The organism is Actinoplanes ianthinogenes, assembly GCF_018324205.1.
Classification (GTDB): Bacteria; Actinomycetota; Actinomycetes; order Mycobacteriales; family Micromonosporaceae; genus Actinoplanes; species Actinoplanes ianthinogenes.
Genome location: NZ_AP023356.1, coordinates 8,115,623 through 8,130,828 on the forward strand (window position 1 = coordinate 8,115,623; position 15,206 = coordinate 8,130,828).

Annotated in this window: 15 protein-coding genes; 14 read left to right on the forward strand and 1 reads right to left on the reverse strand. The window is 71.3% G+C overall.

All coding sequences use genetic code 11. From position 1 onward, the window contains the following. The first annotated feature begins 20 nt into the window (after positions 1–20). From iolC to Aiant_RS36555, 9 genes are all read left to right on the forward strand, one after another. Positions 21–962 (forward strand): 5-dehydro-2-deoxygluconokinase, encoded by a 942-nt coding sequence (gene iolC / locus Aiant_RS36515; protein ID WP_189331690.1) that lies wholly within the window; start codon positions 21–23, stop codon positions 960–962. After that, entirely contained in the window at positions 955–1,848 is an 894-nt protein-coding gene (gene iolB, locus Aiant_RS36520) for a 5-deoxy-glucuronate isomerase (protein ID WP_189331689.1), read from the forward strand. Before iolC ends, iolB begins: the two co-directional genes overlap by 8 nt. Continuing rightward, on the forward strand, positions 1,845–3,737 hold the full coding sequence (iolD, locus tag Aiant_RS36525) for a 3D-(3,5/4)-trihydroxycyclohexane-1,2-dione acylhydrolase (decyclizing) (RefSeq protein ID WP_189331688.1): 1,893 nt from the start codon (positions 1,845–1,847) through the stop codon (positions 3,735–3,737). The genes iolB and iolD overlap by 4 nt, the downstream gene beginning before the upstream one ends. Before the next feature lie 6 nt (positions 3,738–3,743). Continuing rightward, on the forward strand, positions 3,744–5,240 hold the full coding sequence (locus Aiant_RS36530; RefSeq protein WP_189331687.1) for a CoA-acylating methylmalonate-semialdehyde dehydrogenase: 1,497 nt from the start codon (positions 3,744–3,746) through the stop codon (positions 5,238–5,240). A gap of 5 nt (positions 5,241–5,245) precedes the next feature. Further along, the gene (locus Aiant_RS36535) at positions 5,246–6,139 is read left to right on the forward strand and encodes a sugar phosphate isomerase/epimerase family protein (protein ID WP_189331866.1); all 894 of its coding nucleotides are present in this window, start codon (positions 5,246–5,248) and stop codon (positions 6,137–6,139) included. Continuing rightward, on the forward strand, positions 6,136–7,113 hold the full coding sequence (locus Aiant_RS36540; RefSeq protein WP_189331686.1) for a substrate-binding domain-containing protein: 978 nt from the start codon (positions 6,136–6,138) through the stop codon (positions 7,111–7,113). The genes Aiant_RS36535 and Aiant_RS36540 overlap by 4 nt, the downstream gene beginning before the upstream one ends. After that, positions 7,110–8,174 carry an ABC transporter permease gene (locus Aiant_RS36545; protein WP_189331685.1) on the forward strand — a complete coding sequence of 355 codons (1,065 nt, stop codon included), beginning with the start codon at positions 7,110–7,112 and terminating at the stop codon, positions 8,172–8,174. The genes Aiant_RS36540 and Aiant_RS36545 overlap by 4 nt, the downstream gene beginning before the upstream one ends. Then, complete coding sequence (locus Aiant_RS36550; protein WP_189331684.1) at positions 8,167–8,988, forward strand: ATP-binding cassette domain-containing protein; 822 nt, start codon at positions 8,167–8,169, stop codon at positions 8,986–8,988. Before Aiant_RS36545 ends, Aiant_RS36550 begins: the two co-directional genes overlap by 8 nt. Before the next feature lie 73 nt (positions 8,989–9,061). Continuing rightward, entirely contained in the window at positions 9,062–10,066 is a 1,005-nt protein-coding gene (locus tag Aiant_RS36555) for a Gfo/Idh/MocA family protein (protein WP_189331683.1), read from the forward strand. A gap of 128 nt (positions 10,067–10,194) precedes the next feature. Here the strand turns inward: Aiant_RS36555 and Aiant_RS36560 are convergent, their stop codons facing one another. Beyond that, the gene (locus Aiant_RS36560) at positions 10,195–10,833 is read right to left on the reverse strand and encodes a TetR/AcrR family transcriptional regulator (RefSeq protein ID WP_189331682.1); all 639 of its coding nucleotides are present in this window, start codon (positions 10,831–10,833) and stop codon (positions 10,195–10,197) included. A gap of 54 nt (positions 10,834–10,887) precedes the next feature. On the opposite strand from Aiant_RS36560, the gene paaN reads away from it, so the two are divergent. The 5 genes from paaN to paaD all read left to right on the forward strand — a co-directional run bounded on the left by paaN (position 10,888) and on the right by paaD (position 15,206). After that, positions 10,888–12,570 (forward strand): phenylacetic acid degradation protein PaaN, encoded by a 1,683-nt coding sequence (gene paaN, locus Aiant_RS36565; RefSeq protein ID WP_189331681.1) that lies wholly within the window; start codon positions 10,888–10,890, stop codon positions 12,568–12,570. Positions 12,571–12,692: 122 nt separating this feature from the next. Beyond that, positions 12,693–13,550, forward strand: coding sequence for a 1,2-phenylacetyl-CoA epoxidase subunit PaaA (gene paaA, locus Aiant_RS36570; RefSeq protein ID WP_229830317.1), 858 nt, complete (start codon positions 12,693–12,695; stop codon positions 13,548–13,550). Then, positions 13,547–13,843 carry a 1,2-phenylacetyl-CoA epoxidase subunit PaaB gene (paaB, locus tag Aiant_RS36575; protein ID WP_189331679.1) on the forward strand — a complete coding sequence of 99 codons (297 nt, stop codon included), beginning with the start codon at positions 13,547–13,549 and terminating at the stop codon, positions 13,841–13,843. The genes paaA and paaB overlap by 4 nt, the downstream gene beginning before the upstream one ends. Continuing rightward, entirely contained in the window at positions 13,843–14,721 is an 879-nt protein-coding gene (paaC, locus tag Aiant_RS36580) for a 1,2-phenylacetyl-CoA epoxidase subunit PaaC (RefSeq protein WP_189331678.1), read from the forward strand. The genes paaB and paaC overlap by 1 nt, the downstream gene beginning before the upstream one ends. Further along, positions 14,715–15,206, forward strand: coding sequence for a 1,2-phenylacetyl-CoA epoxidase subunit PaaD (paaD, locus tag Aiant_RS36585; RefSeq protein WP_189331865.1), 492 nt, complete (start codon positions 14,715–14,717; stop codon positions 15,204–15,206). Before paaC ends, paaD begins: the two co-directional genes overlap by 7 nt.

A 15,206-nucleotide genomic window follows, 5' to 3' on the forward strand; every position in this document is an offset into this window, starting at 1 on the left:
GGATGGCCGGAGGGACGGACATGCCCGCATACGAGGTCCTGACCATGGGGCGGATCGGCGTCGACCTGTATCCGGAGCAGGCCGGCGTGGGGTTGGCCGAGGTGCGGACCTTCGCCAAGTTCCTCGGCGGGAGTCCGTCCAACGTGGCGGTGGCGGCGGCTCGGTACGGGCGGCGGGCGGCCGTGATCACCCGGGTGGGCGCTGATCCGTTCGGCGAGTATCTGCGGCTCGCGCTGCGCGGATTCGGGGTGGACGACCGGTTCGTCGGGGTGGTCGACGGGCTGCCGACGCCGGTGACCTTCTGTGAGATCTTTCCGCCGGATCGATTCCCGCTCTACTTCTACCGGTACCCCAAGGCCCCGGATATAGCGATATTTCCGGATGAGCTGGACATGGCGGCGATCCGGGCTGCCGGAGTCTTCTGGGTGACGGGCACCGGCCTGAGCGCCGAACCCAGCCGCGAAGCCACCCTCACTGCCCTGAAAAATCGAGATAAGTCAGGCATCACGGTCTTCGACCTCGACTGGCGACCGATGTTCTGGGACTCGCCGGCCCGGGAAATCTACGCCGAGGCACTGGCCCACACCACCGTCGCGGTCGGCAACCTGGACGAGGTGGAGATCGCGACCGGCACCCGCGACCCGGAGGCCGCGGCGGCCGCGTTGCTGGAGTCCGGTGTGGAGCTCGCGGTCATCAAGCAGGGGCCGGCCGGGGTGATCGCTGTCAGCCGCACCGAGCGGGCCCGATCCGCGCCGGTCCGGGTCGAGGTGGTCAACGGGCTCGGCGCCGGGGACGCCTTCGGGGGCGCGCTCTGCCACGGCCTCCTCCACGGCTGGCCGTTGCCGGCGGTCCTCGACTTCGCCAACGCCGCCGGGGCGCTGGTCGCCGGGCGGCTGGCCTGCGCCGACGCGATGCCCGCCGAACACGAGGTCCGTGACCTGCTGGGAGCCGGGCATGGCTGAGACCCGGGTCAACCCGCTGGTCCGGCGGGGCAGCACCGCCGAGCGCCCGTTCGAGGTCGTGGTCGGCCCGGAGACCGCCGGCTGGCTGCACAGCGGCCTGCGGGTGGTGAACCTGCCGGTCGGCGGCCGGGTCAAGTTCGTCACCGGCAACGACGAGATGCTGGTCCTGCCGCTCTCCGGCGGCTGCGACGTGGCCTGCGACGACGAGCGCCTCACGCTGACCGGCCGCCGCTCGGTCTTCTCCCGGGTCACCGACTTCGCCTACCTGCCGCGGGACACCGTGATCACCCTGCGGGCGCCGAACGGCGGACGGTTCGCGCTGCCCGCCGCCCGGGCCGAGCGGCAGCTGCCGTTCCGGTACGGCCCGGCCGAGGAGGTGCCGGTCGAGCTGCGCGGGGCCGGGCAGACCAGCCGCCAGGTCAACAACTTCTGCACCCCGGAGTCGTTCGAGGCGGAGGCGCTGATCGCGGTCGAGGTGCTCACCCCGGGCGGGAACTGGTCGTCGTATCCGCCGCACAAGCACGACGAGGAGAGCCACGAGGAGAGCCGGCTCGAGGAGATCTACTACTTCGAGGTGGCGCCGTCGCCGTCCGGCCGGCCCGGCTGCGCGTACCAGCGGGTCTACGGCAACCCGGACCGGCCGATCGACGTGTGCGCCGAGGTGCGCACCGGCGACGTGGTGCTGATCCCGTACGGCTGGCACGGGCCGTCGATGGCCTCGCCCGGGTACGACCTCTACTACCTGAACGTGATGGCCGGTCCCGGCGAGCGCCGCTGGCTGATCCGCGACGACCCGGCGCACGACTGGGTCCGCGGCACCTGGACGACTCAGAAGATCGATTCTCGGTTGCCGCTGACCACGGCCCGGGAGCGGAGGCGGATGTGAAGCACCGGCTCACCGTCGCGCAGGCGGTGGTGCGATTCCTGGCGAACCAGTTCACCGAGCGCGACGGCATCCGGCAACGGGCCGTCGCCGGGTTCCTGGGCATCTTCGGGCACGGCAACGTGGCCGGGATCGGGCAGGCGCTGCTCCAGGCGCAGCGGACCGGCCAGGCGGGATCGGCGCGGTCGGAGATGCCCTACATCCTCGCCCGCAACGAGCAGGCGATGGTGCACACCGCGGTGGGCTACGCCCGGATGCGCAACCGGCTGTCCACGATGGCCTGCACCGCCTCGATCGGTCCCGGCTCCACCAACATGCTCACCGGCGCCGCCCTGGCCACCGTCAACCGGCTGCCGGTGCTGCTGCTCCCGTCGGACGTCTTCGCCGGCCGGGTGGCCACCCCGGTGTTGCAGGAGCTGGAGGATCCGCGGTTCGGCGACGTCTCGGTCAACGACGCGTTCCGCCCGCTCTCCCGGTTCTTCGACCGGGTGTGGCGGCCCGAGCAGCTGCCGGCGGCGCTGCTCGGCGCGATGCGGGTCCTGACGGACCCGGTGGAGACCGGGGCGGTCACGGTCTGCCTCCCGCAGGACCTGCAGACCGAGGCGTACGAGTTTCCGGACGAGCTGTTCGCCGAGCGGATCTGGCACGTCACCCGGCCGGCCCCGGACCCGCTCGCCGTGGAGCGCGCCGCCGCGGTGATCCGGGGCGCCCGCCGCCCGCTGATCGTCGCCGGTGGCGGCGTCATCTACTCCGAGGCGACCACGCAGCTCGACCGGTTCGCCCGGGAGACCGGCATCCCGGTCGCCGACACCCAGGCCGGCAAGGGCGCGCTCAGCTGGGATCACCCGAACGCGGTCGGCGGGATCGGCGCGACCGGCAGCCCGGTGGCGAACCGGCTGGCCGGGCACGCCGACGTGGTGCTCGGTATCGGCACCCGGTACTCCGACTTCACCACCGCCTCGCGGACCGCGTTCCGGCATCCTCAGGTCCGGTTCGTCAACCTCAACGTGGCCGGTTTCGACGCCGGCAAGCTCGCCGCGCTGCCGCTGGTCGCGGACGCCCGGGCCGGGCTGGCGGCGCTGCGGCCGGCGTTGCACGGCCGGCGCTTCACCGGTGACTTCCACGACGACGTGGCGGCCTGGAACGCGACGGTGGACCGGGCGTACCGGGGAAGCAAGCGCAACCACCTGCCCACCCAGGCCGAAGTGATCGGGGTGGTGAACGACGCGTGCGGAGCACGCGACGTCGTGGTGCAGGCGGCCGGCAGCCTGCCCGGCGACCTGCAACGCCTGTGGCGGGCCCGCGATCCGAAGCAGTACCACGTCGAGTACGGCTACTCCTGCATGGGCTTCGAGATCGCCGGCGCCGTCGGGATCAAGCTGGCCGACCCCAGCCGGGAGGTGTACGTGCTGGTCGGCGACGGGTCCTACCTGATGATGGCGCAGGAGATCGTCACCGCGATCGCCGAGGGCGTGAAGCTGATCGTGGTGCTGGTGCAGAACCACGGGTTCGCCTCGATCGGCGCGCTCTCCGAGCAGGTCGGCTCGCAGCGGTTCGGCACCAGCTACCGGTTCAAGAGCGCGCAGACCGGCGACTACGACGGCGCGCTGCTCCCGATCGACCTGGCGATGAACGCGGAGAGCCTGGGCGCCGCGGTGATCCGCTGCCGGACCGCGGCCGACCTGGCCGAGGGCCTGAAGCAGGCGCGGGAGGCGGACCGGCTGACCGTGGTGCACATCGAGACCGACCCGCTCGCCGCCGGACCCAGCTCGGAGTCCTGGTGGGACGTCCCGGTGGCCGAGGTGGCCACCCTGCACAGCACCCGGCACGCCCGGGCCGGATACCTGGAGGGCAAGCGCGACCAGCGGCATCACCTGCGACCCGGAGGCTGATGAGACATGACAGTGATCGAGCACTGGATCGGCGGCCGGTTCACGGCCGGCGTGTCCACCCGGCGGGCGCCGGTGTATCAACCGGCGACCGGACAGCAACAGCACGAGGTGCTGCTCGGTGAACCGGACGATGTGGACGCCGCCGTCACCGCGGCCGCGGCCGCCTTCGAGGGCTGGCGCGAGGAGTCGCTGAGCCGCCGCACCAAGGTGCTGTTCGCGTTCCGCGAGCTGGTCAACGCGCGGGCCGGGCGGCTCGCTGAGATCGTCTCGGACGAGCACGGCAAGGTGCTCTCCGACGCGGCCGGCGAGATCCAGCGCGGCCTGGAGGTGATCGAGTACGCCTGCGGCATCCCGTCGCTGGTGGCCGGCTCCTACTCGCATCAGGCGTCGGCCGGCGTCGACGTCTTCGACTTCCGGGAGCCGCTCGGCGTCTGCGCCGGCATCACCCCGTTCAACTTCCCGGCCATGGTGCCGATGTGGATGCACCCGATCGCGATCGCCTGCGGCAACACGTTCGTGCTCAAGCCCAGCGAACGCGATCCGTCGGTGTCCGGTTTCGTGGCCGAGCTGTGGCGCGAGGCCGGGCTGCCGGACGGCGTCTTCAACGTGGTGCACGGCGACAGGGTCGCGGTCGACGCGATCCTGGCCCACCCGGGGATCGCCGCGGTGTCGTTCGTCGGGTCCACGCCGATCGCCCGCTACATCCACCAGCAGGCGAGCGCGACGGGCAAGCGGGTGCAGGCGCTCGGCGGCGCCAAGAACCACGCGGTGGTGCTGCCCGACGCCGACCTCGACTTCGCCGCCGACCATCTGTCCGCGTCCGCGTTCGGCTCGGCCGGGCAGCGCTGCATGGCGATCTCCGCGGCGGTCGCCGTCGGCGGCGCCGCCGACGAGCTGGTGGACCGGGTCAGCCGCAAGGCCGGTGAGGTGGTGGTGGGCCCGGGGCGGGACCCGGCCAGCGAGATGGGCCCGGTGATCACCCCGGCCGCCAAGGAGCGCATCGAGAACCTGATCGCGGCGGGGGAGCGGCAGGGCGCGACGCTCGCGGTGGACGGGCGCGGGCTCAAGGTTCCCGGGTACGAGAACGGGTTCTTCGTCGGGCCGACCGTGCTGGACCGGGTCGGCGCCGGGATGGACGTCTACCGCGAGGAGGTCTTCGGGCCGGTGCTGTCGGTGCTGCGCGCGCCGACGGTGGACGACGCCATCGAAATGATCAACAGCAATCCGTACGGGAACGGCACGGCGCTGTTCACCGGCAGTGGCGCCGCCGCCCGCCGGTTCCAGCGTGGCGTGCACGTCGGGATGATCGGGATCAACGTGCCGATCCCGGTGCCGATGGCGTACCACTCGTTCGGCGGGTGGAAGGACTCGCTGTTCGGGCAGAGCCACATCTACGGGCCGGAGGGGGTGGCGTTCTACACCCGGGCCAAGGTGGTCACCCAGCGCTGGCCGGGTGAGGATGCGCTCACCGAGGCGTCGCTGCACTTCCCGACGGCGCGGTGAGCGGGATGCTGCGGCTCGGCAGCTGCCCCGACTCGTGGGGCGTCTGGTACGCCGACGACCCGGCACAGACCCCGTGGTCCCGGTTCCTCGACGAGCTGGCGTCGGCAGGTTACCGCTGGTTGGAGCTCGGCCCGTACGGCTATCTGCCCACCGATCCGGCGCGGCTGGCCGACGAGCTGGCCGCACGCGGGCTGCGCTGTGCGGCAGGCACGGTCGGCGGGGTCGGCGGACCGCACCGCGACTTTCCCGCCGTGCTGGCGGAGACCCGGCGCGTCGCCGAGCTGACCCGCGCCGCCGGTGGCCGCAACGTGGTGTTCGTGCCGGTGCCCGGTTACCGGGACGACGCGACCGGGGGCTATCGGGAGGCGTCCACGCTGAGTGACACCCAGTGGCGCGACCTCCTGGTGAACACCGGCACCCTGGGCCGGATGCTCGCCGAGGAGTACGGGCTCAGCCTGCGGTTCCACCCACACGCCGACTACCAGGTGGAGTACCAGGCGCAGGTGGAGCGATTCCTGGACGGGACCGATCCGCGGTTCGTGTCGTTGTGTCTGGACGTCGGACACCTGGCGTACCGCCGAGCCGACATTCTCCAACTCATCACGAAATATCCGTCTCGAATTGGATATGTCCATTTAAAGCAGATGGACCCGGCACTGGCTCTGCGCGCGGAAGCCGAGGATCTCGCCTTCGCCCAGGCCGTCCGGCTGGGGGTGAGCGTCCCGCCGCCGGCCGGCGCACCCGACATGCCCGCCGTGCTCGCCGCCCTCGCCGCCCTGGGCGCCGACCTCTTCTGCGTGGTCGAGCAGGACATGTACCCGTGCGACTTCGATGTTCCGCTGCCGATCGCGATCCGTACCCGCAGGTATCTCGAGGAGACAGGAGATTTCGACTCATGAGGCCCTTTCTCGCCGCGGCCGCGGTAACAGTCCTCGCCCTCGCCGCGTGCAGCAGCGGCGGCAAGGACGACACCAAGACCGACAGTGACAGCGGCGGCGGCAACGCGGCCGGCAGCTCCGGTTACACGGTCGCCTTCGTGACCCATGAGACGCCGGGCGACGCGTTCTGGGACAAGGTGCGCGCCGGGGCCGAGCAGGCGGCCAAGGACACCGGCGTCAGCCTGAAGTACTCCAACGACCCGGACGCCACCAAGCAGGCCCAGCTTATCCAGAGCGCGGTCGACGCCAAGGTCAACGGCATCGCCACCACCCTGGTCACCCCGGACGCGCTGGCCGGCGCGGTCAAGTCGGCCACCACGGCCGGCATCCCGGTGGTCGGGCTGAACGCCGGCATCGACCAGTACCAGCAGCTCGGCGCGCTGATGTACTTCGGCTCCGACGAGTCCCTCGCGGGCACCAGCCTCGGCAAGCGGATCGCCGGCCAGGGCGTCAAGCACCCGCTCTGCGTCATCCACCAAACCGGCTCGGTGTCCCTGGAAGCTCGCTGCGCCGGCGTCAAGAGCGCCGTGCCCGGCACGGAGAACATCCAGGTCAACGGTGCCGACGACAGTGCGGTGACCACCACGTTGCAGGCCAAACTGGCGCAGGACAAGTCGATCGACTACATCGTGGCGCTGAACGCCCAGGTCGCCCTGGACGCGATCAACGCCAAGCAGCAGGCGTCGTCGCAGGCCAAACTGGCCACCTTCGACCTGAACACGGACATCGCCAAGAAGATCAAGGACGGCTCGGTCGAGTTCGCCATCGACCAGCAGCCGTACGTGCAGGGCTACATGTCGGTCACCTCGCTTTACCTGTATCTCAAGAACGGCAACGACATCGGTGGCGGCAAGCCGGTGCTGACCGGCCCGTCCTTCGTGGACTCCGCCAACATCGAGAAGATCCTGCCGTTCACCGAGAAGAACACCCGGTGAGGCGGTTCCTCCGGCTGCTGGCGCGCCCCGAGACGGGCGCGCTGGTGGCGGCCCTGGTGATTTTCGTGTTCTTCCTGCTGGTGGCACCGTCGTTCCGGTCCCTGGCGGCGTTCTGCACGGTGCTCTACCAGTCGTCGACGATCGGCATCGTCGCGGTCGGCGTCGGGCTGCTGATGATCGGCGGCGAGTTCGACCTGTCAGCCGGCGTGATCACCATCAGCGCCGGGCTGGTCAACTCGATGTTCTGCTGGTACCTCGGGGTCAACCTGTGGGCCGGCGCGCTGCTGTCGCTGGCGTTCTGCCTGGCCGTCGGGTTCCTCAACGGGTGGCTGGTGATGCGGACCGGGATACCCAGCTTCCTGATCACGCTCGGCACGTTCTTCGTCCTGCAGGGCGCCAACCTCGGGGTGACGAAGCTGGTCACCGGGTCGGTGTCGAGCCGCGACATCAGCGCGATCGACGGGTTCGCCTCGTTGCGGAAGGTCTTCGCCTGGAGTTTCCCGCTGGGCGACGCGACCGTGTGGATCACCGTACTGTGGTGGGCGCTCTTCGTCGTGGTGGCGGCCTGGACGTTGCAGCGGGCCCGGATCGGGAACTGGATCTACGCGGTCGGCGGCTCGGCGAGCAGTGCCCGGGCCGTGGGTGTGCCGGTGGTGCGCACCAAGATCGGGCTGTTCATGACGGTGTCGTTCCTCGGCTGGTTCGTCGGCATGCACCTGCTGTACCGGTTCAACACCCTGCAAGCCGGTAACGGGGTGGGCAACGAGTTCCTCTACATCATCGCGGCGGTGGTCGGCGGGACGCTGCTGACCGGCGGGTTCGGCAACGCCTTCGGCGTCGCGATCGGAGCCTTCATCTTCGGTACGACCAGCCTCGGCATCGTCTACGCGGGATGGGACCCGAACTGGTTCAAGGCGTTCCTCGGCGTCATGCTCCTGCTGGCGGTGCTGGTCAACACGTACGTCAAACGCCTGTCGTCGTCGCCGGCCGCGTTCGCGTCCGTGGCCGATCCACCGGCCCCCGCGCTCGCGGCGTCCGGGAAGGAGAGCCGACGTGACTGACACCCTGGCCGACCACGCGGACCGTGGCCTGCGCCGCGGCGAGCCGCTGGTCGAGCTGGCCGGCGTGGGCAAGTCCTACGGCCCGATCAGCGCGCTGCGCGACGTCGACCTGCGGGTCGCGGCCGGCGAGGTGACCTGCGTGCTCGGCGACAACGGGGCCGGCAAGTCGACCCTCATCAAGATCATTTCAGGGCTGCACCCGCACAGCGCCGGAACGCTGACGGTGGACGGGGTGGCCCGGTCCTTCGGCTCGCCGCGCGAGGCGCTCGACCTCGGCATCGCCACGGTGTATCAGGACCTGGCGGTGGTGCCGCTGATGGAGGTCTGGCGCAACTTCTTCCTCGGCTCCGAGCTGGTGTCCGGGCGCTACCCGCTGGCCGGGATGCGGATCCGGGACATGCGCCGGATCGCGGATGAGGAGCTGCGCAAGATGGGCATCGCCGTGTCCGACATCAACCAGCCGATCGGGACCCTGTCCGGCGGGCAGCGGCAGTGCGTGGCGATCGCGCGGGCGGTCTACTTCGGCGCCCGGGTGCTGATCCTGGACGAGCCGACCGCCGCGCTCGGGGTCAAGCAGTCCGGGGTGGTGCTGAAATACATCGCCGCGGCACGCGACGCCGGCCTCGGGGTCGTCTTCATCACCCACAATCCGCAGCACGCCTACCTGGTCGGGGACCACTTCGTGATCCTGAAACTGGGCGCGGCCGTGCTCGACGCGCGGCGCGGCGAGGTCACCCTCGCGGAGCTGACCACCCAGATGGCCGGCGGGGACGAGCTCGCCGAACTCGCCCGCGAGCTGGACCGGCCCTCATGACCGAGGTGGCGAGCGCATCGGCCGGCTCAGTCGTGTGCCCAGGCCGGTGCCGGAACGCAGCGGGGGTGGCGGCATGAGCCTGCGGGTCGGGGTGATCGGGACCGGCATGATCGGGCGGGACCACATCCGGCGGATGCGGACCGTGCAGGCCGGCGTCTCCGTCGTCGCGGTGGCCGATGTGGATGGTGAGCTGGCGGCCCGGGTGGCCGCCGGGATCGGGGCGGTCGCGCACCCCGACGGGCGGGAGCTGATCGCCTCGCCGGGCGTGGACGCCGTGGTGGTCTGCTCGTGGGGCGGCACGCACGAGGAGTACGTGCTCGCCGCGATCGCGGCCGGCAAGCCGGTGTTCTGCGAGAAGCCGCTGGCCACCAGCCAGCAGGCCTGCTTGCGGATCATGGCGGCCGAGGCCGGGCACGGCAGCCGGCTGGTCCAGGTCGGCTACATGCGACGGTACGACGCCGCGTACCGGGCGCTGAAACAGGTGCTGGACAGCGGGGTGATCGGGGCGCCGCTGATGATGCACTGCGCGCACCGCAACGCCGGCGTGCCCGATTTCTACCAGCCGGACAACATCATCACCGACACCGCGGTGCACGAGATCGACCTGGTGCGCTGGATGTTCGGCAGCGAGATCGTCCGGGTGCGGGTGCTCCGGCCCCGGGCCAGCCGGAACGCCGGTGAGCTGCCGGACCCGCTGCTGCTCGTGCTGGAGCTGGCCAACGAGGTGCTGGTCGACGTGGAGCTCTCGGTGAACGTCCGGTACGGCTACGACATCCGCGGCGAGATCCTCGGCGAGGACGGGACGGTGTCGCTGGGCGATCCCGGGCTGGTCGCGGTGCGGCGGGCGGGACAGGTGGGCGGGCCGGTGCCGGCGGACTGGCGGGACAGGTTCGGCGCGGCCTACGACGTCGAGCTGCGGGACTGGGCGGCGTCGGCGGCCGGCAGCGGGCCGCCGGACGGGCCCGGGGCGTGGGACGGCTATGCCGCGGCGGTTGTCTCCGAGGCGGCGGTGCGGGCGCTGCGGACCGGCGAACCGGTCACGGTCACCCTGGTGGACCGGCCGAAACTGTACGACTGAGACGAAGCAGGCGCGGGAGTGTCATCGCCGACGCCGTTGGCGGCGATGACACCCGGTCTCCGGGCGGATCCGTCCCGCGCGCGGCCGAGCCGCTGGGGATATTCCTACCCGCCTGGACCAAGGTTAACTCATTGTTCCTCTTGGACGCCTTGATCATCTGTTGTATCGATTGTCCGAAGTCCGTCGAAGGCCAGCCGGACCACGGTCGCGGCGATCGTCTCCGGGTGCCCGCGCTCCGGGCGATACCACCCGACCAGCGAGTTGACCATGCCGAACAGCAGGCGCGCGGCGGTCGCCGGATCGACGTCGGCGCGGATCCCGCCCTCCGCCTGCGCCTGTTTGACCAGCTCGGTGACGAGGGCGTCGAACTCCCGGCGACGGGCCAGGGCGTGCTGCTCCACCTCGCTGTTGCCGTGCACGCGCAGCAGCAGGGTGACGAACTCGAGGCGCTCGGCGAGGACCAGGACGCTGCGCCTGACCAGCTCTTGGAGGCGTACGGTAGCCGTGGTCTGTTGATCTTGAACTTGGGTCGCGGCCTCGAAGAGGCCGTCCACGGCCCGGTCCACGGCCATCGCCAGCAGCTGCTCCTTGCCGCTGACGTGGTGATAGAGCGTGGACTTGGTGATGCCGAGCGCCTCCGCCACGTCGAACATGCTGGTCGCGTCGTAGCCGCGGGCGTTGAACAGGCGGACCGCGGCGGCCAGCACCGCGTCCAGGTCGTGACCGGGGCGGCCGCGACGGCGCGTGGCGGGTCGGGCGGTGTCCATGGTCAGACACCTTAGGGCTTGAATAACCGACCGATGGGTTGGTAAAACGGAGGGGTGACCTCACCCGCAGACCTGTACGCCACCCACCGTGAGCTCCTCGATCGCGCGATCGCAGCGGCCGCCGCCCGCGACTACTGGTCCGCGTTCCCCGAGTCGCCGAGCAAATCCGTGTACGGCGAGGACGCCGCGCCCGCCGGCGAGCGAGCCTTCACCGCGCTGCTCGGCAAGCAGTTCCCGATCGACGTGCCCGGCGCCACCGGCACGGTCGCGACCGAGCAGTCGCCCTACGGCATCGAGCTCGGCGTCAGCTACCCCAAGGCCGACCCGCTCGCCCTGGTCGCCGCCGCCCGCGCCACCATCCCGGCCTGGCGCGCGGTCGGCCCCGAGGGCCGTGCCGGGATCGCCGCAGAGATCCTGAAGCGGATCAACGCGCGGATCTTCGAGATGGCGCACGCCGTGCAGCACACCTCCGGCCAGGCGTTCGTGATGGCCTTCCAGGCCGGCGGCGCGCACGCGCAGGACCGCGCGCTGGAGGCGATCGCGTACGCCCTCGCCGCCACCACCCGGATGCCGGCGCGGGCCTCCTGGTCCAAGCCGCAGCGCGGCGGCGACCCCCTCGCGATGACCAAGACCGGCACCGTGGTCGGCCGCGGCGTCGCCCTCGTGATCGGCTGCACCACCTTCCCGACCTGGAACAGCTATCCCGGCCTGTTCGCCAGCCTGGTCACCGGCAACCCGGTGATCGTCAAGCCGCACCCCGGCGCGGTCCTGCCGCTCGCCATCACGGTGCAGATCTGCCGCGAGGTGCTGGCCGAGGCCGGCCTCCACCCGGACGTCGTCACGCTCGCGGCCGAGGAGCCCGGCGACGGGATCGCGGCCACCCTGGCGACCCACCCCGACGTGCGGATCGTCGACTTCACCGGGTCGAGCTCGTTCGGCGACTGGCTGGAGGCGAACGCGCGGCAGGCGGTCGTCTACACCGAGAAGGCGGGGCTGAACACGGTCGTCCTCGACTCCACCGACGACTACCGCGGGCTGCTGCGCAACCTGGCGTTCTCGCTGTCGCTCTACAGCGGACAGATGTGCACGACGCCGCAGAACCTCCTGATCCCGCGGGACGGCATCGAGACCGGCGACGGGCGCCGCACCCCGGAGGAGTTCGGGGCGGACCTGGCCGCCGCGCTGGACAAGCTGCTCGGAGACCCGAAACGGGCGGCCGGCACGCTCGGCGCGATCGTCAACGACGGGGTGCTGGACCGGCTGACCGAGGCGGCCGGGTCGCCCGGGGTGGTGCATGCGCCGGCTCCGGTGGCCGACGAGCAATTCCCGGGGGCGACCATCCGGACGCCGGTGGTGTTGCGGCTGGACGCGGCGGACGACAAGGCCTACACGCGGGAGTGGTTCGGGCCGGTGTCGTTCCTGATCACCACGGACTCGACCGAGCACAGTCTGCGGATCTTCACGGAGACGGTGCGGGCGCACGGGGCGTTGACGGCGCTGGTGCACTCGACGTCGCCGTCGGTGCTGGAGCAGGCGCGGGAGGCGGCGCTGGACGCCGGGGTGCATCTGTCGGAGAACCTGACCGGTGGGGTGTTCGTGAATCAGACGGCGGCGTTCAGTGACCTGCACGGGACCGGGGCGAATCCGGCGGCGACGGCTTCGCTCACCGATGACTACTTCGTGAGTGGGCGGTTCTTCACGCTTCAGTCGCGGCACCACGTGCCGGCTTCGTCATGACCGGGTCGATTTCGGCTGGCTCGGTTTCGCCGGGCTCGGGTTCGCCCGGCCCGGCGGATCCGGGTGAGCAGATCTTCGCCGACACGATCGCGCGGGATCAGCGGGTGGAGCCGCGCGACTGGATGCCGGACGGCTACCGCCAGACGCTGATCCGGCAGATCGCCCAGCACGCCCACTCCGAGATCATCGGCATGCAGCCGGAGGGCGAGTGGATCACCCGCGCCCCCACCCTGCGGCGCAAGGCGATCCTGCTGGCCAAGGTGCAGGACGAGGCCGGCCACGGCCTCTACCTCTACTCCGCCGCCGAGACCCTGGGCGCCGACCGTGGTGACCTGACCCGGCGGCTGATCGAGGGCCGGCAGAAGTACTCGTCGATCTTCAACTACCCGACGCTGAGCTTCGCCGACGTCGGCGTGATCGGCTGGCTGGTCGACGGCGCCGCGATCTGCAACCAGGTCCCGCTCTGCCGCAGCTCCTACGGCCCGTACGCGCGCGCCATGATCCGCATCTGCAAGGAGGAGTCCTTCCACCAGCGGCAGGGCTACGAACTGCTGATGACCATGATGGGCGGCACCGAAACCCAGCGTGACATGGTGCAGGACGCGGTGAACCGCTGGTGGTGGCCGTCGCTGATGATGTTCGGCCCGCCCGACGGCGACTCGCCGAACTCGGCCCGCTCGATGGCCTGGAAGATCAAGCGGCACAGCAACGACGAGCTGCGGCAACGCTTCGTCGACATGACCGTGCCGCAGGCCGACGCGCTCGGCGTGACGCTGCCCGACCCGGCGCTGCGCTGGAACGCCGATCGCGAGCACTACGACTTCGGCCAGCCTGACTGGGCCGAGTTGAAGCAGGTGATCTCCGGGGACGGGCCGCTGAACCGGCAGCGGATCGCGCGGCGCAAGCAGGCGGACAGCGACGGGGCGTGGGTGCGCGAGGCGGCTGCCGCGCACGCCGCCAAGCACAGGAGCGGATCATGAGTGACGAGGTGCGGCACGAGTGGCCGCTGTTCGAGGTGTTCGTGCGGGCCAAGCGCGGGCTCAACCACGTGCACGTGGGCTCGCTGCGGGCGGCCGACCACGCGATGGCGGTGCACCACGCGCGGGATCTGTACACCCGGCGCAACGAGGGGGTCAGCATCTGGGTGGTGCGCTCCGACGACGTGGTGGCCAGCGATCCCGACGACAAGGCGGCGCTGTTCGAGCCGAGTGCCGACAAGGTGTACCGGCACCCGACGTACTACGCCATTCCCGACTCGGTTCCGCACATCTGATGGCCTTCGACGACACTGCCCGGCCTGCATCGTCCGCGCCGGAGACGACGGCGTACGGTGCGCTGACCGACCACGAGGATGACGCCCGCTGGGCGTACGGAACCGGCTTCACCGATCCACTGCACGGGGTGCCGGCCGAGATCCCGGACGGGATCGATCGCGCCGACCTGGCCGCGTTCTGCCTGGCGCTCGGCGACGACGCGCTGATCATGTCGCACCGGTTGCAGCAGTGGGTGACCCGGGCGCCCGAGCTGGAGGACGAGCTGGCGCTGGCCAACATCGGGCTCGACCTGCTCGGGCAGGCGCGGCTGCTGCTCACCCGGGCCGGGGAGGCCGAGGGGGCGGGGCGGGACGAGGACGATCTGGCGTACCGGCGGGAGCCGCACGAGTTCCGCAACGTCCGGCTCGCCGAGCTGGCCGACGCCGACTTCGCGCACCTGGTGGCCCGGCTGCTGGTCTTCTCGACGTGGCGCCTGGCGCTCTTCGACCGGCTGACGTCCGCCGCCGACCCGGTGCTGGCCGCGATCGCGGCGAAGGGCGTCAAGGAGATGACCTACCACCGGGACTACGCGGCGCAGTGGGTGGTCCGGCTCGGCGACGGCACCGCCGTCTCGCACGAGCGGATGGTCGCGGCGATCACCGCGGTCGTCCCGTTCATCGGGGAGCTGTTCCAGGACGACGCGGTGTTCTTCCAGGGCGACGGGGTGCGCGCCGAGTTCGACACGGTGTTCGCGCAGGTGCTCACCGCGGCGACCATCGACGTTCCGGTGATCCCGGCCGGGCCGCCGGGCGCGCGGGACGGGCACACCGCGGCGCTGACCGAGATCCTCGCCGAGATGCAGGAGCTGGCCCGTGCCGTCCCCGGCGGTTCCTGGTGACCGCGCAGGCCGTGGTCGGCACGGTCACCGACCCGGAACTCCCCATGGTCACCCTCGCCGAGCTGGGGATCGTGCGGGAGGTCCGGCAGGACGGCGACGGGGTGGTCGTGACGATCACCCCGACCTACTCGGGCTGCCCGGCGATGGAGAGCATCCGCGCGGACATCGCCACGGCGTTGCGGCGGGCCGGGTTCGCTCAGGTGGAGGTGCGTACCGTGCTCGCCCCCGCCTGGACCACCGACTGGATCAGCGAATCCGGCCGCCGCAAGCTGGCCGAGGCCGGCATCGCGCCGCCCGGCGCGGCGCCGCGCCGGGCCGCCGGGCCGATCCCGCTCACCCTGACACCCCGGCCGTCCGCGGTCCGGTGCCCGCGCTGCGGGTCCGCGGAGACCGAGGCGGTCGCCGCGTTCGGCGCGACCGCCTGCCGGGAGTTGCGTCGCTGCCCGGCCTGCCGGGAGCCGTTCGAGCACATGAAGGAGATCTGA

Coding starts and splice junctions, on each gene's coding strand:
- iolC (WP_189331690.1), top strand. CDS start 21: ATGCCCGCATACGAGGTCCTGACCATGGGGCGGATCGGCGTCGACCTG.
- iolB (WP_189331689.1), top strand. CDS start 955: ATGGCTGAGACCCGGGTCAACCCGCTGGTCCGGCGGGGCAGCACCGCC.
- Aiant_RS36530 (WP_189331687.1), top strand. CDS start 3,744: ATGACAGTGATCGAGCACTGGATCGGCGGCCGGTTCACGGCCGGCGTG.
- Aiant_RS36535 (WP_189331866.1), top strand. CDS start 5,246: ATGCTGCGGCTCGGCAGCTGCCCCGACTCGTGGGGCGTCTGGTACGCC.
- Aiant_RS36540 (WP_189331686.1), top strand. CDS start 6,136: ATGAGGCCCTTTCTCGCCGCGGCCGCGGTAACAGTCCTCGCCCTCGCC.
- Aiant_RS36555 (WP_189331683.1), top strand. CDS start 9,062: ATGAGCCTGCGGGTCGGGGTGATCGGGACCGGCATGATCGGGCGGGAC.
- Aiant_RS36560 (WP_189331682.1), bottom strand. CDS start 10,833: ATGGACACCGCCCGACCCGCCACGCGCCGTCGCGGCCGCCCCGGTCAC.
- paaA (WP_229830317.1), top strand. CDS start 12,693: ATGCCGGACGGCTACCGCCAGACGCTGATCCGGCAGATCGCCCAGCAC.
- paaB (WP_189331679.1), top strand. CDS start 13,547: ATGAGTGACGAGGTGCGGCACGAGTGGCCGCTGTTCGAGGTGTTCGTG.
- paaC (WP_189331678.1), top strand. CDS start 13,843: ATGGCCTTCGACGACACTGCCCGGCCTGCATCGTCCGCGCCGGAGACG.